Origin of the sequence: Rubellimicrobium mesophilum DSM 19309 (genome assembly GCF_000600335.2) — a bacterium.
GTDB lineage: Bacteria > Pseudomonadota > Alphaproteobacteria > Rhodobacterales > Rhodobacteraceae > Rubellimicrobium > Rubellimicrobium mesophilum.
Map to the genome: position 1 here is coordinate 40,141 of NZ_KK088562.1, position 24,183 is coordinate 64,323.

Below are 24,183 nucleotides of genomic sequence, written 5' to 3' on the forward strand. Positions count from 1 at the left end.
GGCCGTATCGCCGGGCACGCCGGGGGCTTCAACCATGGCCGCGCAGCGAAGCGGGGGGCGCCGGGGGGAAGGATGCGGATTGATCGCCGCCTGGGCGTCTTGCCGCGAATTTGGGCAGTTTGAAAACTGCCGGGGGAGGATGCGATGACGGCGATCCTGACGGCGGCGGAGATGCGGGCGCTCGAGCAGGAGGCCATCGCGAGGGGCGAGGTCACCGGCCTCGAGCTCATGGAGCGGGCGGGGAGGGGGGGCGTCGAGGCGATCCTGGCGGAGTGGCCGGAGATCGAGCAGGGCGCACGGCGAGCCGTGGTCCTCTGCGGCCCCGGCAACAACGGCGGCGACGGGTTCGTCGTGGCGCGGCTGCTGAAGGAGCGGGGGTGGGAGGTGGAGGCGTTCCTCTACGGGGACCCCGACAGGCTGCCGCCGGACGCCAGGGTCAACCATGATCGCTGGTGCAGGTTGGGGCGTCTCCGACCCTTCTCGGGGACGCTCCGGGCCAAGGACCCTTCCCGGTCAGACCTGATCATCGACGCCCTGTTCGGAACGGGCCTCGCGCGGCCTCTCGACGATGACCTGGTGGCAGGACTGACCGCTCCGACCCCCGAGGCCGACATGAGGGATGGGCGCAGCCGCCCTTGGATGGTGGCCGTGGACATTCCGAGTGGCTTGGACAGCGATTCCGGCCAACCGATCGGGCGGTGCTTGCGGGCTGACCTCACCGTCACCTTCCATAGCCTGAAACATGGGCACGTCCTGAGTGACGGTCCTTCATGGTGCGGGAGGATCGCGGTCAAGGATATCGGCCTGCCTGCTGCAGCCGGTTCGACTCGGACTCTCGATGCGCCGCCGCTCGACGGCGCCTTCGGGCTCGCCAAGCGCACCGGCCACAAATACTCCCACGGTCACGCCCTCATCCTCTCCGGCCGCCCCGGTCGTGGCGGGGCCGCCCGCATGACCGCCCGGGGCGCGCTCCGCATCGGCGCGGGCCTCGTGACCCTCGCCGTCCCGCCTGGCGCGCTGCAGGAGAACGCCGCCCGCCTCGACGCCATCATGCTGCGCTCCGTCAAGGACGCCGAGGCCCTGACCGACCTCCTCTCCGACCCCCGCTTCAACGCCCTCGCCGCCGGCCCCGGCCTCGGCACCTCCGACCGCGAGGCCGCGCTCCTCTCCGCCCTCCTCGACGCCTCGCGCGGGGCAGGGGAGGCGTCCTTCCGGCCGGGCGCAGGACGCCCGGCGCTTCCCGCTGACGGGAGCCCCCCAGGCTCCCATCCGGGCGCGGCTCGCCCCCGCGCGCTCGTCCTCGACGCCGACGCCCTGACGCTCCTTTCCAAGGACGAGGCCCTCCGCGCCAGGCTCCACGGCCATTGCGTCCTCACTCCCCACGAGGGCGAGTTCGCTCGCCTCTTCCCCGCCATCGCTGAGCGCTGGCACGAGCCCCCGCTCAGAGGCCCCACCTATTCCAAGGTGGACGCCGCCCGCGACGCCGCGCGCGAGAGCGGCGCGACCGTCCTCCTCAAGGGCCCCGACACCGTGATCGCCTCGCCGGACGGAAGGGCCGCCATCAACGCCGCCGTCTACGACCGCGCCGCCCCCTGGCTCGCCACGGCGGGCTCCGGCGACGTGCTGGCGGGCTTCATCGCGGGCCTCCTCGCGCGCGGCTTCGCCCCCTTCGACGCCGCCTGCACCGCCGCCTGGCTCCATGTCGAATGCGCGAGGAGCTTCGGCCCCGGCCTCATCGCCGAGGACCTGCCGGAGGAGCTGCCCAAGGTGTTCCGGGCGCTGGGCCTGTAGGAAGGGGGTCCTCCGCGAGGGGGACCAGGGCGGGGGACCTACCCCTGCGCCCATGGTTCACTCGCCATCTCCGGCCATAGACGGACGAGCCTCCGTGCCGCGATGAGCCATCCCCTCGCACGGCAGGCGCGTCAGACGCAGACCTCCACCCCCTCCGCCCGCACCGCCCGAGTCCCCCAGACCACCAGCGTCCAGAGCGTCATCCCTCTGGGCCGCTCCTCGGTGACGTAGACCCCGTCCACCAGCCGGAACGCCTCGATGGGCCGTGACTGCCGGGGCAGCCAGAGCCGCGTCGCCGGCCCGACGAGGAGGTCCTCCGCAGGCATCCCGAGCCCCAGCGCTTCCGCCACGACCCGCACCGGGGCGACCCGCGCCGACCTTGCCTCGACCGCGATCACCGGCACCCGCCCCTCGCGCGTCACCACCCACTCGCCGCGCTTGAGGCTCTCCACCGACCGCGAGCCGCTTCCCGTGAGGATGCGCGTCCCGGTCGCCATGCCGGCCAGCCGCGTCAGCGAGACCGCTTCGACCCGAAACCCCGTCTCATGACGCATCCGACTCTCCCTAGGCGGAACGATGCTCATCCTAAGGTTGAATGTGGCGCGATGAAGGCAACCCCGGGAGGCTGATTTTTCCCCTCGCCCCGGCCCGCGCCCTCTGCTAATCCGCGCGCCAGCCAGAAGGGGGAGGGCGTGGCCCGTCCCCCGCTAGGACTTGCGGGTGTGGCGGAACTGGCAGACGCACCGGATTTAGGTTCCGGCGCCGCAAGGCGTGGGGGTTCGAGTCCCTTCACCCGCACCAGACGAACGATGCGCCCGCGCGCCACGAGAGGAGAGAAGATGCAAGTCACCGAGACGCTGAACGAGGGCCTGAAGCGCGGCTACACCGTCACCGTCACCGCCCAGGAGCTCGACGAGAAGGTCCAGTCCAAGCTGGCCGAGGTGCAGCCCCAGGTCGCCATGAAGGGGTTCCGCAAGGGCAAGGTCCCGATGGCGCTCCTGCGCAAGCAGCATGGCCCCCGCCTCATGGGCGAGGCCATGCAGGAGACCATCGACGGCGCCGTCTCCTCGCATCTGGAATCGACCGGCGACCGCCCGGCGATGCAGCCCTCGGTCAAGATGACCAACGAGGCCTGGAAGGAAGGCGACGACGTCACCGTCGAGGTCTCCTACGAGAAGCTCCCCGAGGTTCCCGAGATGGACCTCTCCTCGCTGAGCCTCACCCGCCTCAGGGTCGCCCCCGAGGAAGCCTCGGTCGATGAGGCCCTGACCCAGCTCGCCGACACCGCCAAGTCCTACGAGGACAAGGACGGCGCCGCCGAAAATGGCGATCAGGTCGTGATCGACTTCGTGGGCAAGGTGGACGGCGAGGCCTTCGAAGGCGGCTCGGCCACCGACTACCCGCTGGTGCTCGGCTCCAACTCCTTCATCCCCGGCTTCGAGGACCAGCTCGTCGGCGTGAAGGCCGGCGAGGAGAAGGACGTCGACGTCACCTTCCCCGAGGAATACGGCGCCAAGCACCTCGCCGGGAAGGCCGCCGTCTTCACCTGCACCGTCAAGGCCGTGAAGGCGCCCAAGGCCGCCGAGATCGACGACGAGCTTGCCACCCGCTTCGGCGCCGAGAACCTCGACGACCTGCGCCGCCAGGTCCGCGAGCGTCTCGAGCAGGAATACTCCGGCGCCGCCCGCGCCGTCGCCAAGCGCGCCCTTCTGGACGAGCTCGACAAGCGCGTGGACTTCGACCTGCCCGAGTCGCTCGTGAAGGCCGAGGCCGACCAGATCGCGCACCAGCTCTGGCACGAGGAGCACCCGCACGAGCACGGCCACGACCATGACCACGTCGAGCCGACCGAGGACCACCTCCGCCTCGCGCGCCGTCGCGTGAAGCTGGGCCTGCTGCTCGCCGACCTGGGCCAGAGGGCCGAGGTCAAGGTCACGGACTCGGAGCTGACCCAGGCCGTGCTCCAGCAGGCCCGCCAGTACCGTGGCCAGGAGCGGCAGTTCTTCGAATACGTCCAGAACAACCCCGCCGCCCGCCAGCAGATCCAGGCGCCGATCTTCGAGGACAAGGTCATCGACCACATCTTCGGCGCCGCCCAGGTCGAGGAGAAGGAAGTCTCCAAGGACGACCTCCAGGCCGCCGTGGAGAAGCTCGACGAGGAGTGAGGTCCTGGGGGAACCGTCTCACGGACGGCTCCCCCGTCAACCCGACACTCCCGGGGGCCGTCCAGCGGACGGCGCCCGACCTCAGGCGCGGTGAGCCATGAGGCTCGCCAGCCACCCCGGAAGGACGCCCCGCGCAGGCCCTCCATCGAATGGCTCGTTCACCCAGGGCCTCCGGGGTCGCAGGCCGATGCGGTGGACGGTGGCTCGGAGCTCCGGGCTCTCGAGATCAGCCCGGCAGCGTGACGACGATGGCGCCGCGATCCGTCGCGACGACCGTGTGCTCGTACTGCACGACAGGCGCGCGCGGCTCGCTGAACAGCGTCCAGTCGTCGTCTCCATCGGTCGCCCAGATACCTCCCCTGGACAGGAACGGTTCGACGGTCAGCACAAGGCCCCTGTGCATCCGCCGCCTGTCGCCTCGCGTGGGCCAGGTCGCGATCGTCTCCGGATATTCGTGAAGCGCCCGGCCGACGCCGTGGCTGGCGAGGTTGCGGATCAGCGTATAGCCGCGCTCCGAGGCGAAACGTCCGATGGCCTTCCCGATCCCGGCCAGGGGCTTGCCGCTGCCGACCTGCGCGATGCCGATCTGCATGGCCCGTTTCCCGTCCCGGCAGAGCCGGTCGAGAGAGGGCTGGACGGGTGGCACGCGAAACGTGGCCCCGGTGTCGGCGAAGTAGCCGCCCTTGGAGGCGGAGACGTCGATGTTCACGAGGTCGCCCGTCGAGATGATCCGATCGCCGGGAATGCCATGCGCGATCTCCTCGTTGACGCTGATGCAGGTGGCGCCCGGAAACCCGTAGGTGCTCTCGGGCGCGGAGGTCGCGCCCTCACGCTCCAGAAGCTCGCGGCCGATCCCGTCCAGCTCCCGCGTCGTCATGCCGGGCTCCATCGCTCTGGCCATGGACTGCATGGTGTTGGCGACGATGCGACCGATCTCCGCCAGGCCTTCCAGTTCATCCTGGCTCGTGATCGTCATTCCGTACCTCATCCAGAAGGCTCAAGGGGCGCCGCGCGGCTCTAGCACCGACGGAGGGTCCTGTCACATGGTCCACCTGCCGGTTGCCTCGCCCTTGCATGGGACAGCCTGAGAGGCCGCGGCGTCGGACCTATCGAAGGGTGCCCCGCGATCGGGTCCCCTGCCGGCACGACTGGCAAGGAACGGGCGCCCTGCAGGACGCCCGCCTCGTAGTCAGAGCGCGATCCTGAACCACGCGAACCGTCCGGCCCGTCCCCCGCCGGCTCCACTTCAGCCCGCCCGGCACCTGATCCAGATGCTCCGCCGCCTTCGGCCCGGTGTCGAACAGCACCGTGGTCCCCGGCATCGGCACGAAGCTCCAGTTCCCGTCCGCCGCAGGGTCGATGGTCCCCTGCTCGACGATGTAGCGCACGATCACGTCCCGGTTGGTGTCCGGGGCCTCGAAGACGATGGTGGACCCGTCCGCCCCCGGGAAGCTCCCGCCCCCCTCGGCGCGGTAGTTGTTGGTGGCGACGATGAACTCCTGCGCCGGGTCGATGGGCTGGCCGTCATAGGCCAGGTCCACGATCCGGTTCGCATCCGCCGCCACGAGGTTCCCGTCCGTGTCGAACTTCGAGGGCTGCGACAGGTCGATCCGGTAGGTCACCCCGTCGATCACGTCGAAGTTGTAGCTGCGGAAGTCCGGGTTCAGCAGCACCTGGTCCTGCCCGCCGGGCGTGATCTGGTTGAACATCCCCGCGCTGCGCTCCAGCCAGTCCTTGACCTGCGCCCCGGTGATCCTCACCGCCCGCACGGTGTTCGGATACAGGTACAGGTCCGCGACGTTCTTGATCGCCACGTCCCCCACCGGCACGTCGGTGTAGTAGTCCGGGCCGCCCCGCCCCCCGCCCTTGAAGGGCGCCGCCGCCGACAGCAGCGGCAGGTCCGCGTGCTCGGTCCCCTCCAGCATCTGGTCGATGTACCAGGCCTGCGCGATGTTCACGATCTGCACGGAGGGATCATCCGCCACCAGCGCGAAGTAGCTGTGCAGCGGCGCCGCGGTCTTGCCCACCGGCCGGCGGATGTAGTCCAGCGTCTCCTCGTGCTCCTGCGCGACGGAGGCCGCCACCGCCTCGTCGCTCTCGACCGTGGGCGCGACCTTGTTGTCCTCGTCCCGCAGGTAGATCGGCCGCGCCTCCACGGTGAAGTCGGCGATGCGCCAGCCTTCGCCCTCGCGCTCCAGCATCAGGTCGACGAGCCCCATGTGGCTGCCCCAGAACCCGGCCATGACCGCGGGCTTGCCCGCGATGGTCCCCTTGGCCGCGTCCACCCCCTCGGTCTCCGCGTAGTCCTCCCCGGGGAAGACGAGGTGCTGGTGCCCCGTCAGCACCACGTCGATCCCCTCGACCCCTGCCAGCGGGATCGCCGCATTCTCCTGCCCCGGAACGTGCTCGGCCTCGCCGATCCCCGAATGGCAGAGCGCGATCACGAGCTGCGCCCCCTCGGCCCGGACCTTGGGCACCCAGGCCTGCGCCGCTTCCACGATGTCCCGAGTCGTGACGCGCCCTTCGAGGTTCTTCCGGTCCCACTCCACGATCTGCGGCGGCGCGAAGCCGATGACGCCGATCCTGATCGGGAACTCCTCCCCGGTGCCGTCCTTGATCGTCCGGTCCAGGATCACGTACGGCGGCACCAGCGTCTCGTCCTGGTCCGGCGTCGTCCCCGCCTTGGTCACGACGTTGGCGCTCACGAAGGGGAAGCTCGCCCCCTCCAGGCACCCCGCCAGGAAGTCGAGCCCGTAGTTGAACTCGTGGTTCCCGAGCGTGCTGGCCTCATAACCGAGCTCGTTCATCGCCTTGGTCACCGGATGGAGCTGCCCCTCCACGCCCCGCTCGTAGGCGATGTAGTCGCCCATCGGGTTCCCCTGGAACAGGTCCCCGTTGTCGAGGAGCAGCGAGTTCGTGGACTCCGCCCGCACCGCCTTGATGAGCGAGGCCGTCCGCGCGAGGCCCAGCGTGTCCGCCGGCGCGTCGGCGTAGTAGTCGTAGGGCAGGACGTGGACGTGGATGTCGGTCGTCTCCATGATCCTGAGATGCGCCTGTCCAGCCTGCGCGCGGGCGGAATAGGGGTGGAGCGCGATCAGCGCCCCCGTACCGGCGAGGAAGCCGCGTCGGTTGATGCGAAGGGTCATGGGGGGCCTCCCTGCGTGTGGCGATCGGACCGGCTCACGCGGTCCTTGTGTCGGACAGGGTGACAAACCCGCGCGCGCTTGGCGACAATGGCGTAGCGTCAACAAGAGGCACCGTCAGGATCGGCCGCCGGTCAGCCGTGCCGCCCCCGGATCTCCGCCCGCGCGGCCGAGGACAGGAAGGCGCTCCGCGTCATGCCCCGCCGCTGCGCCTCCGCGTCGATGGCCTCCAGAAGCCCGGGATCGAGCGAGACGTTCACCCGGCGCGGCGAACCCCGATCGATCAGGAGCGGCACATGGGCGATCTGCGCCCCCTCGCGCCACTCGGCGAGATCGGCGTCGGCGAGGATATCGGACAGGCTCCTGGGCCGGGGCAGGGGCTCTCCGTCCTCCTCCATCCCTTCGACGTGGAAGGCCAGAGCCTCCTCGCCACGCGTGACGGCCTCGTCCGCCGTGGCCCCGTCCGAGACGCAGCCCGGAAAGTCGGGGAAGCTGATGCCGAAGCCTTCCTGGTCCTGATGAAGGAATGCGACGTAGCGCATGGTCTCCCTACCTCCAACCAGCCTGCCGGTAGATGGACATCACGGTCCCCTTCGGAATGTCCCGCTTGGGATGGGGGACCGTGACGCGCCCCGGTTTGGTCGGGTGCTTGAACTGCATGTGGTCGCCCTTGGTGTCGACATGAACCCAGCCGTCGGCCTTGAGCATGGCGATGAGCTTGCGGCTGTTGGTTTCCATCATATCCGCATGTGTGTAACTATATACACAAAAATGACTGCACTTCAAGCGTGTGAAGGTCAAAGGAGCAAAGCGCTTGACAAAACCAAACGGGCCGCCCCGAGGGGACGGCCCGCCAAGCCTCGCAACGGGGCAGGGAGGATCACTCCTCCTGCGCGGCTCCGCCGATGTCGTCGAAGAGCTCGCTGATCTCGAACTCGGCCGCGGCCTCGGCCTCGGCGGCGAGCTCCTGGATCGACTTGCCCGAGGCCTGCAGCTCGGCCTCTTCGGGCGAGCGGGCGACGTTCACGCTGATCTGCGCGTCCACCTCGGGGTGGAGCCGCACGGTCACCGCGTGGATGCCCAGGTCCTTGATCGGCGCGTTCAGGATCACCTGCCGCTTGTCGAGGCTGAAGCCGCCCTCGGTCGCGGCATCGGCCACGTCGCGGGTCGTCACCGAGCCGTAGAGCGCGCCGCCGTCCGAGGCGGAGCGGATGACCACGAAGGTCTGCCCGTTCAGCGTCTCGGCCAGCTTGCCGGCCTCGGCCTTGGTCTCGAGGTTGCGCGCCTCGAGCTGGGCCTTCTGCGTCTCGAACTTGGCGATGTTGGCATCGTTGGCGCGCATCGCCTTGCCCTGCGGCAGCAGGAAGTTGCGGGCGTAGCCGTCCTTGACGCGCACGACCTCGCCCATCTGGCCAAGCTTGGCCACGCGTTCCAGAAGGATCACTTGCATGGGTGGGTCCTCACTTCACGGCGTAGGGCAGGAGCGCCAGGAACCGCGCGCGCTTGATCGCCTGGGCGAGCTTGCGCTGGTTCTTGGCGCCGACGGCGGTGATGCGCGACGGGACGATCTTGCCGCGCTCCGAGATGTAGCGCTGCAGGAGCCGCGTGTCCTTGTAGTCGATCGCGGGGGCGTCCTTGCCCTCGAACGGGTCGGACTTGCGGCGGCGGAAGAAGGGTTTGGTAGCCATCAGTCAGGTCCTCTCAGATCAACGGCGGTCGCGGGAGAAGCCGCCACGGTCGCCACGGTCCTCGCGGGGGCCGCGGTCCTCGCGCGGGCGGTCGTCGCGGGGACGGTCGCCCCGGTCGCCGCGATCACCACGGTCGCGGTCGCGGCCGTCGCGCTCGTCACGCTTCTGCATCTGCACCGAGGGGCCGTCCTCGTGCTTGTCCACCTTGATGGTCAGCACGCGCATCACGTCCTCGTGGAGGCGCATCAGGCGCTCCATCTCGGTCACGGCGGCGGCGGGCGCGTCCGTGCGCAGGAAGGCGTAGTGGCCCTTCCGGTTCTTGTTGATCTTGTAGGACATCGTCTTGACGCCCCAGTACTCGTTGCCGAGCACCTTGCCGCCGTTGTCGGCGAGGACGGTCCCGAAATGCTCGACCAGCGCCTCGGCCTGCGCGTTCGACAGGTCCTGGCGCGAGATGAAGACATGCTCGTAAAGAGGCATGTGCTCTCCTGCTTTGCTGCGCACTTCATAGGGATGGGCCTGCCTTCCGCGCCCGTCCCACGAGAGGTTGCGCCGGTTTCAAGGGCTTCGCGGAAGGATGCGGCCTTATACAGATGTCGCCCCCGCGCGCAAGATGCCCCGTCGCCCACTCGCCTCCCGGGCGAGTGTGTTCCGCATCCGGCAACGGCCCGTCCCCTGGCGCAGGGCCGTGCGCCCCCCGCCCGACACGGTTCCGCCACAACGCGACGGCACACCAGGCCCAACGGGACGGTGGGAACGAGGGACCAGACGACGATGAGCCAGCCAGGAGCGACCAACCCCTCCGAAGGCCGCGAGGACATCCTGCCGTTCGAGGTTCGCCAGGCCTTCTGGGGCTACGTGATCCGAGGGACCGCCGGGCCGCCGATCCTCGTCCAGGTCGCGCAGGGCCTGGTCCTCTCGCTCGGTGCGGCCTGCGCGGCGGCGGCCCTCGCCGTGGCGGCGCTGACGCCCGACGACGCGGGCGGCCTCTCGCTCATGCGGCTCGGCGCCTCCGCCGTCCTGATGGCCTTCGCGCTCCTCTTCCTGCGCTATGCCTCGCGCGGGGGAGTGGTGGAGCTCCACGTGGACCTCGCCCGGGGCGAGCTGCGCGAGGTCGTCCGCCACCGCGTCGGCCGCGCGAGCACGCTCGGCGCCCATGGCTTCGATCCCTCGGCCTCGCTCCACATCCGGCGCGACGGCGCCGGGGGCGGCCACCGGACGCTGATCCTCCACCACCGGGGCAGCCGGGACGGGCTCTGCATCGCCCAGGGGCCCGAGCACGCGCTCCAGACCCTGCGCCGACGGCTCGAGCACGACATCCGGCTCCATGCGGGCGCCCGGCCGATCCCCGTGCTGGCCTGACCGGGGGTCCCCGACGACGCCGCGCCTTGCCGCATCGGCCCCTTCCGCCTAAAGGTGCCGCCCACGACGCGGCCAAGGGAGGGGATCATGCGCGCCTTCGTCTTTCCGGGGCAGGGGGCCCAGACCGTTGGCATGGGCCGGGCCCTGGCCGAGGCCTATCCGGCCGCGAGCGCCGTGTTCGCCGAGGTGGACGAGGCGCTCGGCGAGCCCCTCTCCCGCCTGATCTGGGAGGGCGACGCCGAGACGCTCCAGCTCACCCGCAACGCCCAGCCCGCGCTGATGGCGACCTCGCTCGCCGCCCTCCGCGCGCTCGAATCCGAGGGCGTCCCCGTCACCGCCGCCGGCTATGTCGCCGGCCACTCTCTCGGCGAATACTCCGCCCTCTGCGCGGCGGGCGCCCTCGGCCTCGCCGACACCGCCCGCCTCCTGCGCCTGCGGGGCGAGGCGATGCAGGCCGCCGTGCCGGTGGGGCAGGGCGCCATGGCGGCGCTCCTCGGCCTCGACTTCGAGGCCGCGACCGAGGTCGCCCGCGAGGCCCGCGCGACGGGCGGCGTCTGCCAGGCCGCCAACGACAACGACCCCGCCCAGGTGGTCGTCTCCGGCACCCGCGAGGCCGTCGAGCGCGCGGTCGACATCGCCAAGGGCCGGGGCGCCAAGCGCGCCCTCCTCCTGCCCGTCAGCGCCCCCTTCCACTCCGCGCTCATGCAGCCCGCCGCCGACGCCATGCAGCAGGCCCTCGCCGCCACGACGATCCGCGCCCCGCGCGTCCCGCTCGTCGCCAACGTCACCGCCGGCCCCGTGCAGGACCCGGAGGAGATCCGAGACCTCCTCGTCCGCCAGGTCACCGGTTCCGTCCGCTGGCGCGAATCCGTCGCCTGGATGGCGCAGGCCGGCGTCACCGAGGCCTGGGAGATCGGCGCCGGCAAGGCGCTCTCCGGCATGATACGCCGCACCGCGCCCGGCATCTCCGTCCGCAACATCGGCACCCCGGAGGAGGCCCGTGCCGCCGCTTCCGCCCTCTCCGCCGCCTGAAGGAGGCCTCCCATGTTCGACCTCACCGGAAAGACCGCCCTCGTCACCGGCGCCTCGGGGGGCCTCGGCGGCGCCATCGCCCGCGCGCTCCACGGCGCCGGCGCCACCCTCGGCCTCTCCGGCACCCGGACCGAGCCGCTGGAGTCCCTCGCCGCCGAGCTCGGCAAGCGCGCCCAAGTCCTGCCCTGCAACCTTTCGGACCCCGAGGCCGTGGCCGCCCTCCCCGATCAGGCGGCCAAGGCGATGGGCTCGGTCGACATCCTCGTGAACAACGCGGGCATCACCAAGGACAACCTCTTCATCCGCATGAGCGACGAGGACTGGGACCGGGTGATCGCCCTCAACCTCACGGCCGCCATGAAGCTCTCGCGCGGGGTGATCCGGGGCATGATGAAGGCCCGCTGGGGGCGCATCGTCAACGTGACCTCCGTGGTGGCCTCGATCGGCAACCCCGGGCAGGCCAACTACGCCGCCGCCAAGGCCGGCCTCGAAGGCATGATGAAGGCCATCGCCGCCGAGGTCGCGACGCGCGGCATCACGGTGAACTCGGTCGCGCCGGGCTTCATCACCACGGCCATGACCGACGCCCTCAACGACGACCAGCGCGCGGGGCTCCTGCGCCGCGTCCCCATGGGCCGCATGGGCGACCCGCAGGAGGTCGCCGCCGCCGTCCTCTACCTCGCGAGCCCCGAGGCCGCCTACGTCACCGGCGCCACGCTCCACGTCAACGGCGGCATGGCGATGCTCTGAGGGGCGCGGGACGCGTCTCCCGGCGGCCCCGGCCCGGTTCGCTCGGCCTCGGGAATTCCGATCCTTTCCGGGTCCTTAGAGGGAACAAAGAAGCTTGTCGCGCATTGGACTGACGCCGCGTCAGGCGGCGTCACGGAGCCACGCCATGTCCCTCGGACTGATCCTCCTCATCATCGTCATCCTCCTCCTGATCGGAGCCATCCCGACCTGGCCCTACTCGACCGGCTGGGGCTACGGCCCGAGCGGCATCCTCGGGGTGATCCTGCTCGTCCTGCTGATCCTGCTGGTGATGGGCCGGATCTGAGCGGGCCCCCTGGGCGCGCTCCTCTCCCGCCCGGGACATCGGCCCCGGGGCCGCCTCCTCCCCGGCGCGCCCCGACGTCAAGCGCCGCGCCGCCCGCGTCCAAGGGCCGGCGCCGGCGGGATCGGCGACCGCCGACCGGTCGCGCGGACGCCCTCGCGCGCGCCCGCAACCACCGGGCGAAAGCGTTTGCCACGGTTCAAACTTCTGCTATGACCCCCCCGAACACGGTCCCGTGCGCGCCCGCGCGCGGGGACGTGGGCCGGCGCAGGGAACACGGGGCGGGTCTCCGGACTTGTCGGGCCGGTGACTTTGACAGGCGGGCCGAGGCCCAGGACGAGAGGACTATCTATGAGCGACGTCGCGGACCGCGTGCGCAAGATCGTGGTGGAGCACCTTGGCGTGGAAGAGGAGAAGGTGACCGAGAACGCCTCCTTCATCGACGACCTCGGCGCGGACTCGCTCGACACCGTCGAGCTGGTCATGGCCTTCGAGGAGGAGTTCGGCATCGAGATCCCGGACGACGCCGCCGAGACGATCCAGACCTTCGGCGACGCCGTGCGCTTCATCTCCGAAGCGCAGTAAGCGGACGCCCACCGGAACAAGGGCGGCGCTCCTCCCGGGGGGCGCCGCCCTTTTCGTTGCGGCAGGACGCCTTGCGAAGCGCCGTCGCGCCTGCGACACTCGCCCCGTCTCTGAAGGGAGGGCAGGGATGTCCGTCGCCGGCCGCATCGTCCTGGCAGCCATCGCCACCATGGTCCTCGGCCTCGCGCCCCTGATCGCGCGGGCCCAGGACGACATCGCCGGCCGCGTGCGCCAGATCGTGGCCGAGCATTTCCGCATCGCCGAGACGCAGGTGACCGACGAGGCCTCCCTCAAGCGCGACCTCGGCGCCGACGAGCTCGACCTCGTGGAGCTGGTCATGGCCTTCGACGCGGCCTTCGGGACCCGCATCCCCGACGCCGAGATCGACGGCATGAGGACCGTCGGCGACGCCGTCCGCATCGTCGCCGAGTCGCCCCGCTCCTAGACCCCGTCAGCCCGGCCGCACCGCCAGCACCATCATCGGCTGCAGCCGCCCCTCGGCCACCGACCGGCGGGAGTTCTCCTCGCGCTGCGCCATGTCGTCGCCCATCGCGGCGGTCTTGGGGGCAAGGCCCTGGTCCCCCATCGTGGCGGGCTGCTGCTGGGCCGGCGGCGGCATCCGCACCTCCCGCAGCTCGAACCCCGCCACCTCGATCCCGGCCAGCGCCTCCTCGGGCGTGACGAGGAAACTGTAGGAGGAGTCGCGCGCCCAGGGCAGCGGGTAATGCGGCGCCCCCCCGGGCCCCTGCGCCAGCATCGCGAAGGCGAAGCGCCCGCCGGGCTTGAGCACGCGGAACGCCTCTCCGAACAGCGCCGCCTTCTCCGACACGTTCATCGCGACGTAGTGGCTCCAGACCAGGTCGAACTCGCCGTCGGGAAAGGGCAGGGCGGTCACGCTGCCCACCTGCGCGCGGATCAGCCCGTCGGTGCCGCAGAGCCGGTCGATCTCCCGCGCGGCCTGCACGAACTCCGGCGTCAGGTCCACCGCCTCGACGCGCACGCCGAAGGTCTCGGCCAGGTAGCGCGAGGACCCCCCGAGCCCGCTCCCCGCGTCGAGCACCCGCATCCCCGGCGCCACGCCCGCCAGCGCCGCCATCGCCTGCGTCGCCGCGAAGCCGCCGCCATGGAGCTGGTCCATCGCCCGAAAGCCCGCCGCGCTGGGACGGCTCCGATCCCCGCCCCGCGCCTCCAAGTCGTCGAGCAGCCGCTCCACCAGCCCCGGCCTCCCGTAATGCCGCACGACGCTCTCGCCTTCCAAGGCCATGGCGCACCTCCCTGTTCGCCCGGCCATCCTAGCACGGCGCCCGCGCCCGCTCACCCGCCTCCTTGCGCCGCCCGCTGCCTCGCGCCAGTCTTCTCCGGCAGCACAGGAGGGGTCCCATGTCCACGCTCGGCCAGATGTTCGGCGCCCGTCAGGGCGCCACCTTCATGGGCCTGCCCGAGTGGGACGGCTCGACCGTCCCCGCCGTCCTCCTCGGCGCCGACGGCTGCACGCCCTATCCCTCGGTCGGCAACTACTGCGCCGGCGGTCCCGCCGCGATCCGCGCGGCCTCCGCCCCCTTCGACGCCACCAAGCACAACTTCGACCTGGGCGCCCCCGCCTTCGGCGACCGCCTCCCCGCCGACGCGGGCGACTTCCCCATTCGCGAGGACGACCCGGAGGGCAACCGCACCCTCATCCTCGACAAGGTCACGGAGATCCTGGCCGCCGGCGCCATTCCCGTCCTCCTCGGCGGCGACGACTCCCTTCCCATCCCCATGCTCCAGGCATTGGAACCCCACGGCCCCCTCACGATCCTCCAGGTCGACGCCCACATCGACTGGCGCGAGGAGGTCGAGGGCACCCGCTGGGGCCTCTCCAGCACCATGCGCCGCGCCTCCGAGATGCCGCACGTCGAGCGCATCATCCAGGTCGGCCAACGCGGCATCGGCAGCGCGCGGCCCTCCGACGTGCGGGACGCCCTCGACTGGGGCGTCCGCTTCGTCCCCGCCTCCGACCCCGACCTCGTCCAGACGGCGCTCTCCCACATCCCCGAGGGCGCCCGCGTCGCCGTCTGCTTCGACTGCGACGCGCTCGACCCCGCCATCATGCCCGCCGTGATCGGCCGCACCGCCGGGGGCCTCACCTACGCCCAGGCCCTCGCCCTCCTGCGCGGCACCCAGGCCAAGGCGCGCATCGCCGCGCTCGACCTCGTGGAGTTCATGCCCGCCCGCGACGTGGACGGCCTCGGCGCCATGACGGCGGCCCAGCTCCTCTGCGCGGCGCTGGGCCTGCTCTCCCGCCCCTGAAGGTTGCACCCCTCGGCCCCCCCGGGTATCACCGCCCCAAGACCCAAGGGAGGTGAAGTATGCGTCGTGTCGTCGTGACGGGCCTTGGCCTCGTGACCCCCCTCGCCGATGGCGTGGAGGAAACCTGGCGTCGCCTGCTCGCCGGCCAGTCGGGCGCGGACACGATCCGCCAGTTCGACGCGAGCCACCTCGCCACCGACTACGCCTGCGAGGTCAAGCGCGGCGACGGCTCCGACGGCACCTTCGACGCCGACAGGTACATGGAGCCCAAGGAGCAGCGGAAGGTCGACGACTTCATCCTCTTCGGGGTCGCCGCCGCCCAGCAGGCCATCGAGGACTCGGGCTGGCTCCCCCAGACCGACGAGGACCGCAACCGCACCGGCGTCATGATCGGCTCCGGCATCGGCGGCCTCAAGTCCATCCAGGACACGACCCTCCTCCTCAAGGAGAAGGGACCCCGCCGCGTGTCGCCGTTCTTCATCCCCGGCGCTCTCATCAACCTGATCTCCGGCCACGTCTCGATCCGCTACGGCTTCAAGGGCCCGAACCACGCCGTCGTCACCGCCTGCTCCACGGGGGCCCACGCGCTGGGCGACGCCGCGCGCCTCATCAAGTACGGCGACGCCGACGTGATGGTCGCGGGTGGCGCCGAGGCCGCGATCTGCGAGATCGGCATCGCCGGCTTCAACGCCTGCAAGGCCCTCTCCACCAAGCGCCGCGACGACCCGACCAGGGCCTCCCGCCCCTACGACAGCGATCGCGACGGCTTCGTCATGGGCGAAGGCGCCGGCATCGTCGTCCTCGAGGAGCTGGAGCACGCCCGCGCCCGCGGCGCCAAGATCTACGCCGAGATCCTGGGCTACGGCCTCTCCGGCGACGCCTACCACATCACCGCCCCCAACGAGGACGGCGAGGGCGCCGAGCGGGCCATGCGCGCCGCCCTCCGCGACGCCGGCATCCAGGCCGCCGACATCGACTACATCAACGCCCACGGCACCAGCACGATGGCCGACGTGATCGAGCTCGCGGCCGTGGAACGCATCCTCGGCAACGCCGCCTCCAAGGTGACGATGTCCTCCACCAAGTCCATGACCGGCCACCTCCTCGGCGCCGCCGGGGCCATCGAGTCGATCTTCGCCATGCTGGCCCTGCGCGACCAGGTCTGCCCGCCCACGATCAACCTCGACGATCCGGCGGTCGAGACTCCCGTGGACCTCGCCCCCAACGCCGCGCGGCAGCGCGAGGTCAGGATCGCCGTCAACAACTCCTTCGGCTTCGGCGGCACCAACGCCTCCCTGGTGCTCGGCGCCGCGCCGCAGGCCTGATCCCATGTGGCGCCACGTCGCGGCCAACGCGCTCACCTTCTTCATCGTGGCGCTCTTCCTCGTCGCCGGCCTCGTGACCTGGGGGATCAACAAGTATTCGGCCGAGGGCCCGCTCGCCGAGGCCATCTGCTTCCGCGTCGAGGGCGGCAGCACCATGCGGCAGGTGAGCGAGCAACTCGCCGGGCAGGGCGCCATCGCCTCGCCCACCATCTTCCGCCTCGGCGCCGACTACACCGACCGCAGCGAGGACCTGAAGCAGGGGAGCTTCCTCATCCCCGCCGGCGCGTCGATGGAGGAGATCACCGACCTCGTCACCCGCAACGGCGCCTCCTCCTGCGGGACCGAGGTCCTGACCGTCGTCGGCGTCAACGCCACCCAGACGCGCGTCCGCGACCTCGACCCCGCCACCGGCCGGTTCGAGGAGACCGCCGCCTTCGACCCCACCGCCGACGCGCCGCTCCCCCCGAATACGAGGCCGTGCGCGCCGAGCCCGAGACCACCTACCGCGTTGTCGTCGCCGAGGGCGTCACGAGCTGGCAGGTCGTCCAGGCGCTCAACGCCATCGACGTGCTCGACGGCGAGGTCACCGACATCCCCGCCGAGGGCACGCTCGCCCCGCAGGACTATCCCGTCACCCCCGGCACCACCGTCCAGACGCTGCTGACGCAGATGGAGCAGGCCCAGACCGCCATCCTCGCCGCCGCCTGGGAGAAGCGCGGCGAGGGCCTCCCCTTCGACACCCCGGAGGAGGCCCTGACCCTCGCCTCCATCGTCGAGAAGGAGACCGGCGTCCCGGAGGAGCGGCCCGTCGTCGCCTCCGTCCTCGTGAACCGCCTGCGCGACGGCATGGCGCTCCAGTTCGACCCGACGATCATCTACGGCATCACGCGCGGCGAGGGGCTCCTCGACCGCCCGATCCGCCAGTCCGACATCGAGGGCACGACGGAGAAGCGTCTCCACGGCGAGGTGCTCTACAACACCTACGTCATCCGGGGCCTCCCCGCCGGCCCCATCGCCAACCCCGGAAAGGCCGCCATCGAGGCCGCCGTCAACCCGGCGGACACCGACTATCTCTACTTCGTCGCCAACGGAACCGGCGGCCACGCCTTCGCCACGACGCTGGAGGAGCACAACGCCAACGTCGCGAAGTGGCGCGCCCTCCAGGCCGAACAGGGCGACGAAGGCCAATCGAACTAGGGCAGGGACCCCTCATGCGCAGCAGCAAGACCATCCACGTCATCTCCGCCCATGCGGAGGGCGAGGTGGGCGACGTCATCGTGGGCGGCGTGACCCCGCCCCCCGGCGACACGATCTGGGAGCAGAGCCGCTGGATCGCCCGCGACCAGACCCTGCGCAACTTCGTCCTGAACGAGCCGCGCGGCGGCGTCTTCCGCCACGTCAACCTCCTCGTCCCGCCCAAGCACCCCGAGGCCCAGGCCGCCTGGATCATCATGGAGCCCGAGGACACGCCCCCGATGTCCGGCTCCAACTCCATCTGCGTCTCGACGGTCCTCCTCGACGGCGGCATCCTCCCGATGACCGAGCCCGAAACGCATCTGGTCCTCGAAGCCCCCGGCGGCCTCGTCCGGGTCCGCGCCGAGTGCCGCAATGGCAAGGCCGAGCGCATCTTCGTCCAGAACCTCCCCAGCTTCGCCCAGAAGCTCGACGCGCACCTGGAGGTCGAGGGCCTCGGCACCCTGACCGTGGACACCGCCTATGGCGGCGACAGCTTCGTCTTCGTGGACCCCGCCGCGCTGGGCCTCTCCCTCCACCCCGACGAGGCGCACGACATCGCCCGCCTCGGCGTCCGCATCAGCGACGCCGCCACTGAGGCGCTGGGCTTCCACCACCCCGAGAACCCGGACTGGCGCCACATCTCCTTCTGCCTCTTCGCCGGCGCCCTCCAGCACGACGCCGGGGGCCTGCGCGCCAAGGCCGCCGTGGCGATCCGCCCCGGCAAGGTGGACCGCTCGCCCACCGGCACCGCGCTCTCCGCCCGCATGGCGGTCCTCCACGCGCGCGGCCAGATGGCCGAGGGCGAGACGCTCACCGCCGAGTCGCTGATCGGCTCCACCTTCGCGGGCCGCATCCTCGGCACCACCACGGTCGGCGGCCACCCCGCCATCCGGCCCGAGATCTCCGGGCGCGGCTGGATCACCGGCATCCACCAGCATATGCTCGACCCCTCCGACCCCTGGCCCGGCGGCTACCGCCTCACCGACACCTGGGGCGCTCGCTAGCGGCCCGACCCGCCACCGAACCTCGGTCCGGACGTCCTTTCCCGACCCGGAGGGGATGCGCTCGCAGGCAGCGCCGGGCCGCGTGCTCCGGCACGCCCCCGCCCCGTTGCGTCGCCTCCGCCCCGAATCCCCCGCCTGCAACGCCGCAGCCCGCACCGTCAATGTGTGTCCCGCACGGTTTTCCTCAACAAACCGTCCCGTTCGGCGCCCGGATCGCCCTCCCACGCGCCATTAACCTTCCGTTAACGCGACCGCGCGCAAGCGTAACGAATCGTTAACCCACCTCCCGCACCCTGTTCTCACGAGCCGGACCCTCCGGCCGTCCCCCACAGAACAAGAGCAGGAAAGGCCACTCCGAATGCCCGCCCCCCATCGCATCCCCGTCCTCTCGGCCGCCGACGTCGAGCAGGACCTCACCGACGCCCTCAACCTCCTCCGCTCCGTCCGCCGGACCCTCCAGCGCCTCCTCGACCGCGCCGAGCACGAGGAGGACCCCGGCGCCCTCAAGGATATCGGCCTCAAGCACAGCGAGCTCGAATCCGCCCTCCGCCGCGCCTACGAGGCCGAGGAGCGCTACAACGCCTGGGCCGCCAAGACGACCGGCGTCCAGAACGCCTGCGAGATCGACTTCGACGCCCTGCGCGAGGACATCGCCTGCCGCCTCCAGCGCCTCCGCGACTGCTGCGAGGAGGCCTGAGCCATGAAGCTGACCTTCGAAGAACGTGCCCGGCAGGCGCGGACGCCGGACGTGCAACCTGCGAGCGCCCCGACGACTCCCGAGCTCGCCGACCCTGTCCCTTCGTCCCCCGCGATCCAACAGGAGCCGGTCCCCCCGGCTCCCCTCCCCACCCACGGCGCGGGCTTCCTCGCCACCCAGGACCCCGACCTCGTCCGCTGGACCCTCGAAGCCCTCTCGGACAGGGAGCTTCGCGGCCTCCCCTGGCTCTTCGACTTCTGGGCCCATCCCCACCAGCTCCCACCGAAGGGCGACTGGCGCACCTGGGTCATCCTCGGTGGACGCGGCGCCGGCAAGACCCGCGCCGGCGCCGAGTGGGTCCGCTCGCAGGTGGAGGGCCGCCGCCCGCAGGACCAGGGCCGCGCCAAGCGCGTCGCCCTCCTGGCCGAGACCATCGACCAGGCGCGCGAGGTCATGGTCTTCGGCGACTCGGGCCTCCTCGCCTGCTCGCCCCCCGACCGTCGGCCCCACTGGCACGCCACCCGCCGGATGCTCGAATGGCCGAACGGCGCCGTGGCCCAGCTCTTCTCCGCGCATGAACCCGAGGCCCTGCGCGGCCCGCAGTTCGACTGCGCCTGGGCCGACGAGCTCGCCAAGTGGAAGAAGGCCGAGGAGGCCTGGGACATGCTCCAGTTCGGCCTCCGCCTCGGCGACGACCCCCGCTGCGTCGAGACCACCACGCCGCGCAGCTCGCCGCTCCTCCTCGACCTCCTCAACCGGCCGAACACCGTCCAGACCCACGGCAACACCCGCTCCAACCGCGCCTTCCTGGCGAAAAGCTTCCTGGAGGACGTCCAGGCCCGCTACGGCAACACCTCCCTGGGCAAGCAGGAGCTCGACGGCCTGATCCTCCAGGACCTCGAAGGCGCGCTCTGGTCCTGGGCCCTGATCGACGCGGCCCGGGTCGACACGACGCCGACCTTCGACCGCGTGGTGATCGCCGTGGACCCGGCCGTCTCCATGGGCAAGGGCTCGGACTCGACCGGCATCGTCGCCGTGGGGGCCGTGACGCGGGGCCTCGTCAAGGACTGGCAGGCCTGGGTGCTGGAGGACGCCACGGTCCAGGGCACCTCGCCCGACCAGTGGGGCAGGGCGGTCGTGCAGGCCTTCCGCCGCCACGGCGCGGACCGCATCGTGGTCGAATCCAACCAGGGCGGCGCGATGGTCGAGTCCATCCTGCGCCATATCGACCCGACGCTTCCCATCACCTGCGTCCACGCCTCGCAGGGCAAGGGCCTGCGCGCCGAGCCCGTGGCCGCCCTCTATGAGCAGGGCCGCGTCCACCACCTGCGCACCACGGATCTCTCGGCGCTGGAGGACCAAATGACCCGCATGACCGTCGCGGGCTTCAGGGGCCGGGGCTCCCCCGACCGCCTCGACGCCCTCGTCTGGGCCCTCCACGAGGCGATCCTGGCGCCGTCGAATCACTGGACGAATCCCGGGATTCGCTCCCTGTGAGAGGGGCGACGCAACACCCCTTCCGATGCTGAAGTCCAATCGGATCAACAGCTTGATAGGGGGGTGTTGCGTCGCCCCACCCCCCAACGAACGCCCGGGTAACGAACCGTTAACCCTTGAATGAGACCTTCATCGCACGGACCGCGAACCCGGCCCGAGGAGATAGCAAACGATGTTCGACTTTCTGAAACGCAAGGAGATGGGGGCTCAGCCCGGGGCCGTCGCGGTCCCCGCCCCCGTTCCCGAGGCCAAGGCCTCCGCCGCCGGCCAACTGATCGCCCTGCCGGGTCGCCCTGCCATGGCCCCCCGCGACACCGTCGCCCTGACGCAAGCCGGCTTCGCCCGCAACCCGGTCGGCTTCCGCGCCGTCCGCCTGATCGCCGAGGCCGCCGCCGCGCTGCCCCTGGTCCTGCAGAACGCCCGCACCCGCTACAGCGAGCACCCCGTGCTCGACCTCATCGCCCGCCCCAACCCCGCGCAAGGCCGCGCCGAGCTGCTCGAATCCCTCTACGGCCAGCTCCTCCTCACCGGCAACGGCTACGTCGAGGCCGTGGCCGACGACGCCCTGCCGACCGAGCTCCACGTCCTGCGCTCCGATCGCATGGCCGTGGTCCCGGGCGAGGACGGCTGGCCCGTCGCCTACGACTACACCGTCGGCGGCCGCAAGCTCCGCTTCCCCGCCAGCACCGTCTGCCACGTCAAGAGCTTCCATCCTCAGGACGACCATTACGGCCTTTCGGCGCTCCAGGCCGCCGCAAGCGCCATCGAGGTCCACAACGGCGCCTCCCGCTGGAGCCTCGCGCTCCTGGAGAACGCCGCCCGCCCTTCCGGCGCGATCGTCTACAACGGCCCCAACGGCGCCACGATGACGCCCGACCAGTTCGACCGCCTGGTCTCCGAGATGGAGGCCCAGCACCAGGGCGCCCGCAACGCCGGCCGCCCGATGCTCCTCGAAGGCGGGCTCGACTGGAAGCCTATGGGCTTCAGCCCGTCCGACATGGAGTTCCAGAAGACCAAGGAGGCCGCCGCCCGCGAGATCAGCATCGCCTTCGGGGTCCCGCCGATGATCCTCGGCATCCCCGGCGACGCCACCTACGCCAACTACCAGGAGGCCAACCGCACCTTCTACCGGCTCACGGTCCTCCCGCTCGCCACCCGCGTCACCAGCGCCATCAGCGACTGGCTCTCGGACTTCACCGGCGAGCGGATCACCCTCGCGCCCGACCTCGACCAGATCCCGGCCCTCGCCGCCGAGCGCGACGCCCAATGGCGCCGCATCAGCAGCGCCCCGTTCCTCACGCCCGCCGAGAAGCGCGCACTCCTCGGCCTCCCCCACGGAGGCCCCGGCATGAGCGAGCCCCGCCCTTCCTCTGCGCCCCCGGCCTCAAGATCGAGCACCAGGAGCGCCTCGCCGAGCTTCAGTTCGCCCAGCTCAACACGGCGCTCCTGAAGATCGAGACCACCATGGAGCGCCTGGAGAAGCGCCTCTGGATCACCGTCTACGGCGTCGTCGGCGTGATCCTCGCCCAGGCCGCCCAGTCGCTCCTCAACCACCTTCCCTGAGGGAGATCATGGAAACCAAGTTCACACGGCCCCTGCCGGACATCGCCGTCACCGCCGACGGCACGCAGGTCCAGGGCTACGCCTCGCTCTGGGGCGCCGAGGACCAGGGCGGCGACATCGTCGAGAAGGGGGCCTATGGCGCCTCCCTCTGCCGCCTCGTGGCCCGGGACGAATGCGTCAAGATGCTCTGGCAGCACGACCCCGCCCAGCCCATTGGGATCTGGGACGAGGTCAAGGAGGACGCCCGTGGCCTCTGGGTCAAGGGCCGCATCCTCCCGGACGTCGAGCGGGGCCGCGAGGCCGCCGCCCTGGTCCGCGCCGGGGCCATCGACGGCCTCTCCATCGGCTACCGCACGATCCGCGCGACCAAGGACGCGCAAGGTAGACGCCGCCTTCACGAATTGGAGCTCTGGGAGGTGTCCCTCGTGACCTTCCCGATGCTCCGGGACGCGCGCCTGGCCCAGAAGGCCGACGCCGCGCTCCTCCACAAGCTTGCAGCCGCCGCGCGGGACGCCCGCGCCCGGCTCAGGACCTGACCACCACCAACCTCCGAAAGGATCGAAGATGACCACCCCCGAGACGATCTCTCGGGCCGGGGAAGATCTGTCCCCGAGCCCCGAAGTGAAAGCCGCCGTGACCGGCTTCCTGGCCGAATTCAAGGCCTTCTCCGACGACGTTGCCACCCGACTCCAGCACCACGAGGACCAGATGACCAAGCTCGACCGCAAGATGACCCACGCCGCCTTCCGCCCGATGCTCTCCGCCGAGACCCAGGAGGCCCCCCACCAGAAGGCGTTCGACACCTACCTCCGCAACGGCGACGACGCCGGGATGCGCAGCCTCGGCTACGAGGCCAAGGCCATGTCCACGGCGGTCGCCTCCGACGGCGGCGTGCTCGTCTCCCCGCAGGCCGCCGAGACGATCCGCAACGTCCTCGTCTCCACCGCCTCGATCCGCTCCATCGCCAGCGTCGTGCAGGTCGAGGCCGGGTCGCTCGACATCCTGATCGACCGGGGCGAGGTCGGCGCCGGCTGGGCCGCCGAGACGGCCGCCGCGACCGAGGCCACCACCGGCACCCTCGAGAAGATCAACATCCCCGTCCACGAACTCGCCGCGCAGCCCAAGGCCTCGCAGCGCCTGCTGGACGACGCCGCCTTCGACGTGGAGACCTGGCTCGCGGGCCGCATCGCCGAGAAGTTCGCCCGCTCCGAATCCGCCGCCTTCGTCAGCGGCAACGGCGTGGACAAGCCCAAGGGCGTCCTGGCCTACAACGCCGTCGCCAACGGAAGCTGGAGCTGGGGCAACCTGGGCTACGTCGCCACCGGCGCGGCGGGCGCCCTGACCACCATCGACCCGCTGGTGGACCTCGTCTACGCGCTGCCCGCCCAGTACCGCGCCCGCGCCTGCTTCGTGATGAACTCCCGCACCACGGGCGTCCTGCGCAAGCTCAAGGACGCCGACGGCCGCTTCCTCTGGTCGGACGGCATGATGGCGGGCGAACCCGCGCGGCTCATGGGCTACAAGGTCCTGATCTGCGAGGACATGCCCGACATCGCGGCCAACTCGCTCTCCATCGCCTTCGGCGACTTCCAGGCCGGCTACACGATCGCCGAGCGGCCCGACCTGCGCGTCCTGCGCGACCCCTACAGCGCCAAGCCCCACGTCCTCTTCTACGCGACCAAGCGCGTGGGCGGCGGCGTGACCGACTTCGGCGCGATCAAGCTCCTCAAGTTCGCGGCGAGCTGATCCACCCCG

The 24,183-nt window shown here is 71.1% G+C and carries 26 protein-coding genes, 1 tRNA gene and 1 pseudogene; 19 read left to right on the forward strand and 9 right to left on the reverse strand.

The window, feature by feature from the left end; translation table 11 throughout:
• Positions 1-144 precede the first annotated feature (144 nt).
• Positions 145-1,791 carry an NAD(P)H-hydrate epimerase gene (locus RUMESO_RS08215; protein WP_037279547.1) on the forward strand — a complete coding sequence of 549 codons (1,647 nt, stop codon included), beginning with the start codon at positions 145-147 and terminating at the stop codon, positions 1,789-1,791.
• A gap of 131 nt (positions 1,792-1,922) precedes the next feature.
• Here RUMESO_RS08215 and RUMESO_RS08220 read toward each other — a convergent pair whose 3' ends face one another.
• A complete protein-coding gene (locus tag RUMESO_RS08220) occupies positions 1,923-2,345 on the reverse strand; it encodes a Hint domain-containing protein (protein ID WP_037279548.1) in 423 nt (140 codons plus the stop codon).
• A 162-nt stretch (positions 2,346-2,507) separates the two neighbouring features.
• Between RUMESO_RS08220 and RUMESO_RS08225 the strand changes: the two genes are divergently transcribed.
• Positions 2,508-2,592: transfer RNA gene (locus RUMESO_RS08225), tRNA-Leu, on the forward strand.
• Between the two features lie 38 nt (positions 2,593-2,630).
• Positions 2,631-3,956: a trigger factor gene (gene tig / locus RUMESO_RS08230; protein WP_037279549.1), complete on the forward strand. Its 1,326-nt coding sequence runs from the start codon at positions 2,631-2,633 to the stop codon at positions 3,954-3,956.
• A gap of 226 nt (positions 3,957-4,182) precedes the next feature.
• Here the strand turns inward: tig and map are convergent, their stop codons facing one another.
• From map to rpsF, 7 genes are all read right to left on the reverse strand, one after another.
• Positions 4,183-4,932, reverse strand: a complete 750-nt coding sequence (map, locus tag RUMESO_RS08235) for a type I methionyl aminopeptidase (RefSeq protein WP_037279550.1) — start codon at positions 4,930-4,932, stop codon at positions 4,183-4,185.
• Between the two features lie 130 nt (positions 4,933-5,062).
• On the reverse strand, positions 5,063-7,102 hold the full coding sequence (locus RUMESO_RS08240) for a bifunctional 2',3'-cyclic-nucleotide 2'-phosphodiesterase/3'-nucleotidase (RefSeq protein WP_245639199.1): 2,040 nt from the start codon (positions 7,100-7,102) through the stop codon (positions 5,063-5,065).
• Positions 7,103-7,233: 131 nt separating this feature from the next.
• A complete protein-coding gene (locus RUMESO_RS08245; protein ID WP_037279551.1) occupies positions 7,234-7,641 on the reverse strand; it encodes a type II toxin-antitoxin system HicB family antitoxin in 408 nt (135 codons plus the stop codon).
• 7 nt (positions 7,642-7,648) lie between these two features.
• Positions 7,649-7,840 carry a type II toxin-antitoxin system HicA family toxin gene (locus RUMESO_RS08250; RefSeq protein WP_342670749.1) on the reverse strand — a complete coding sequence of 64 codons (192 nt, stop codon included), beginning with the start codon at positions 7,838-7,840 and terminating at the stop codon, positions 7,649-7,651.
• Positions 7,841-7,979: 139 nt separating this feature from the next.
• Positions 7,980-8,549, reverse strand: a complete 570-nt coding sequence (gene rplI / locus RUMESO_RS08255) for a 50S ribosomal protein L9 (RefSeq protein WP_037279553.1) — start codon at positions 8,547-8,549, stop codon at positions 7,980-7,982.
• Between the two features lie 10 nt (positions 8,550-8,559).
• The gene (gene rpsR / locus RUMESO_RS08260; protein ID WP_037279554.1) at positions 8,560-8,787 is read right to left on the reverse strand and encodes a 30S ribosomal protein S18; all 228 of its coding nucleotides are present in this window, start codon (positions 8,785-8,787) and stop codon (positions 8,560-8,562) included.
• An 18-nt stretch (positions 8,788-8,805) separates the two neighbouring features.
• Positions 8,806-9,267, reverse strand: coding sequence for a 30S ribosomal protein S6 (rpsF, locus tag RUMESO_RS08265; RefSeq protein WP_037279556.1), 462 nt, complete (start codon positions 9,265-9,267; stop codon positions 8,806-8,808).
• Between the two features lie 294 nt (positions 9,268-9,561).
• Between rpsF and RUMESO_RS08270 the strand changes: the two genes are divergently transcribed.
• From RUMESO_RS08270 to acpP, 6 genes are all read left to right on the forward strand, one after another.
• Positions 9,562-10,149: a hypothetical protein gene (locus tag RUMESO_RS08270; RefSeq protein ID WP_051521132.1), complete on the forward strand. Its 588-nt coding sequence runs from the start codon at positions 9,562-9,564 to the stop codon at positions 10,147-10,149.
• 87 nt (positions 10,150-10,236) lie between these two features.
• On the forward strand, positions 10,237-11,181 hold the full coding sequence (gene fabD / locus RUMESO_RS08275) for an ACP S-malonyltransferase (RefSeq protein WP_037279558.1): 945 nt from the start codon (positions 10,237-10,239) through the stop codon (positions 11,179-11,181).
• A 12-nt stretch (positions 11,182-11,193) separates the two neighbouring features.
• Positions 11,194-11,931, forward strand: a complete 738-nt coding sequence (gene fabG, locus RUMESO_RS08280) for a 3-oxoacyl-[acyl-carrier-protein] reductase (protein ID WP_037279559.1) — start codon at positions 11,194-11,196, stop codon at positions 11,929-11,931.
• Between the two features lie 145 nt (positions 11,932-12,076).
• Positions 12,077-12,235 carry a DUF3309 family protein gene (locus RUMESO_RS24035; protein ID WP_037279561.1) on the forward strand — a complete coding sequence of 53 codons (159 nt, stop codon included), beginning with the start codon at positions 12,077-12,079 and terminating at the stop codon, positions 12,233-12,235.
• 348 nt (positions 12,236-12,583) lie between these two features.
• The gene (locus RUMESO_RS08285) at positions 12,584-12,817 is read left to right on the forward strand and encodes an acyl carrier protein (protein WP_037279563.1); all 234 of its coding nucleotides are present in this window, start codon (positions 12,584-12,586) and stop codon (positions 12,815-12,817) included.
• A gap of 127 nt (positions 12,818-12,944) precedes the next feature.
• Positions 12,945-13,262 (forward strand): acyl carrier protein, encoded by a 318-nt coding sequence (gene acpP / locus RUMESO_RS08290; RefSeq protein WP_425414886.1) that lies wholly within the window; start codon positions 12,945-12,947, stop codon positions 13,260-13,262.
• A 6-nt stretch (positions 13,263-13,268) separates the two neighbouring features.
• Here acpP and RUMESO_RS08295 read toward each other — a convergent pair whose 3' ends face one another.
• Positions 13,269-14,081 (reverse strand): class I SAM-dependent methyltransferase, encoded by an 813-nt coding sequence (locus RUMESO_RS08295; protein ID WP_051521133.1) that lies wholly within the window; start codon positions 14,079-14,081, stop codon positions 13,269-13,271.
• Positions 14,082-14,197: 116 nt separating this feature from the next.
• Here RUMESO_RS08295 and RUMESO_RS08300 point away from each other — a divergent pair, with 116 nt between their 5' ends.
• The 10 genes and pseudogenes from RUMESO_RS08300 (at position 14,198) to RUMESO_RS08345 (ending at position 24,174) form a co-directional block, all read left to right on the forward strand.
• The gene (locus RUMESO_RS08300) at positions 14,198-15,106 is read left to right on the forward strand and encodes an arginase family protein (protein WP_051521134.1); all 909 of its coding nucleotides are present in this window, start codon (positions 14,198-14,200) and stop codon (positions 15,104-15,106) included.
• Positions 15,107-15,165: 59 nt separating this feature from the next.
• Positions 15,166-16,431, forward strand: coding sequence for a beta-ketoacyl-ACP synthase II (gene fabF, locus RUMESO_RS08305; protein ID WP_037279565.1), 1,266 nt, complete (start codon positions 15,166-15,168; stop codon positions 16,429-16,431).
• 4 nt (positions 16,432-16,435) lie between these two features.
• Positions 16,436-17,628, forward strand: a pseudogene (gene mltG, locus RUMESO_RS08310) (endolytic transglycosylase MltG).
• A 14-nt stretch (positions 17,629-17,642) separates the two neighbouring features.
• The gene (locus RUMESO_RS08315; RefSeq protein WP_037279567.1) at positions 17,643-18,671 is read left to right on the forward strand and encodes a trans-3-hydroxy-L-proline dehydratase; all 1,029 of its coding nucleotides are present in this window, start codon (positions 17,643-17,645) and stop codon (positions 18,669-18,671) included.
• 358 nt (positions 18,672-19,029) lie between these two features.
• Positions 19,030-19,368: a hypothetical protein gene (locus tag RUMESO_RS08320; protein WP_037279568.1), complete on the forward strand. Its 339-nt coding sequence runs from the start codon at positions 19,030-19,032 to the stop codon at positions 19,366-19,368.
• A 3-nt stretch (positions 19,369-19,371) separates the two neighbouring features.
• Complete coding sequence (locus tag RUMESO_RS08325) at positions 19,372-20,865, forward strand: DNA-packaging protein (RefSeq protein WP_082483425.1); 1,494 nt, start codon at positions 19,372-19,374, stop codon at positions 20,863-20,865.
• A gap of 172 nt (positions 20,866-21,037) precedes the next feature.
• Positions 21,038-22,315 (forward strand): phage portal protein, encoded by a 1,278-nt coding sequence (locus RUMESO_RS08330; protein WP_082483427.1) that lies wholly within the window; start codon positions 21,038-21,040, stop codon positions 22,313-22,315.
• The gene (locus RUMESO_RS28460) at positions 22,255-22,428 is read left to right on the forward strand and encodes a GTA head formation protein, RCAP_rcc01685 family (RefSeq protein WP_425414887.1); all 174 of its coding nucleotides are present in this window, start codon (positions 22,255-22,257) and stop codon (positions 22,426-22,428) included. The genes RUMESO_RS08330 and RUMESO_RS28460 overlap by 61 nt, the downstream gene beginning before the upstream one ends.
• Positions 22,429-22,436: 8 nt before the next feature.
• A complete protein-coding gene (locus tag RUMESO_RS08340) occupies positions 22,437-22,964 on the forward strand; it encodes an HK97 family phage prohead protease (protein WP_037279569.1) in 528 nt (175 codons plus the stop codon).
• Positions 22,965-22,992: 28 nt separating this feature from the next.
• Positions 22,993-24,174 (forward strand): phage major capsid protein, encoded by a 1,182-nt coding sequence (locus RUMESO_RS08345; protein WP_037279570.1) that lies wholly within the window; start codon positions 22,993-22,995, stop codon positions 24,172-24,174.
• The last annotated feature ends 9 nt before the right edge of the window (positions 24,175-24,183 follow it).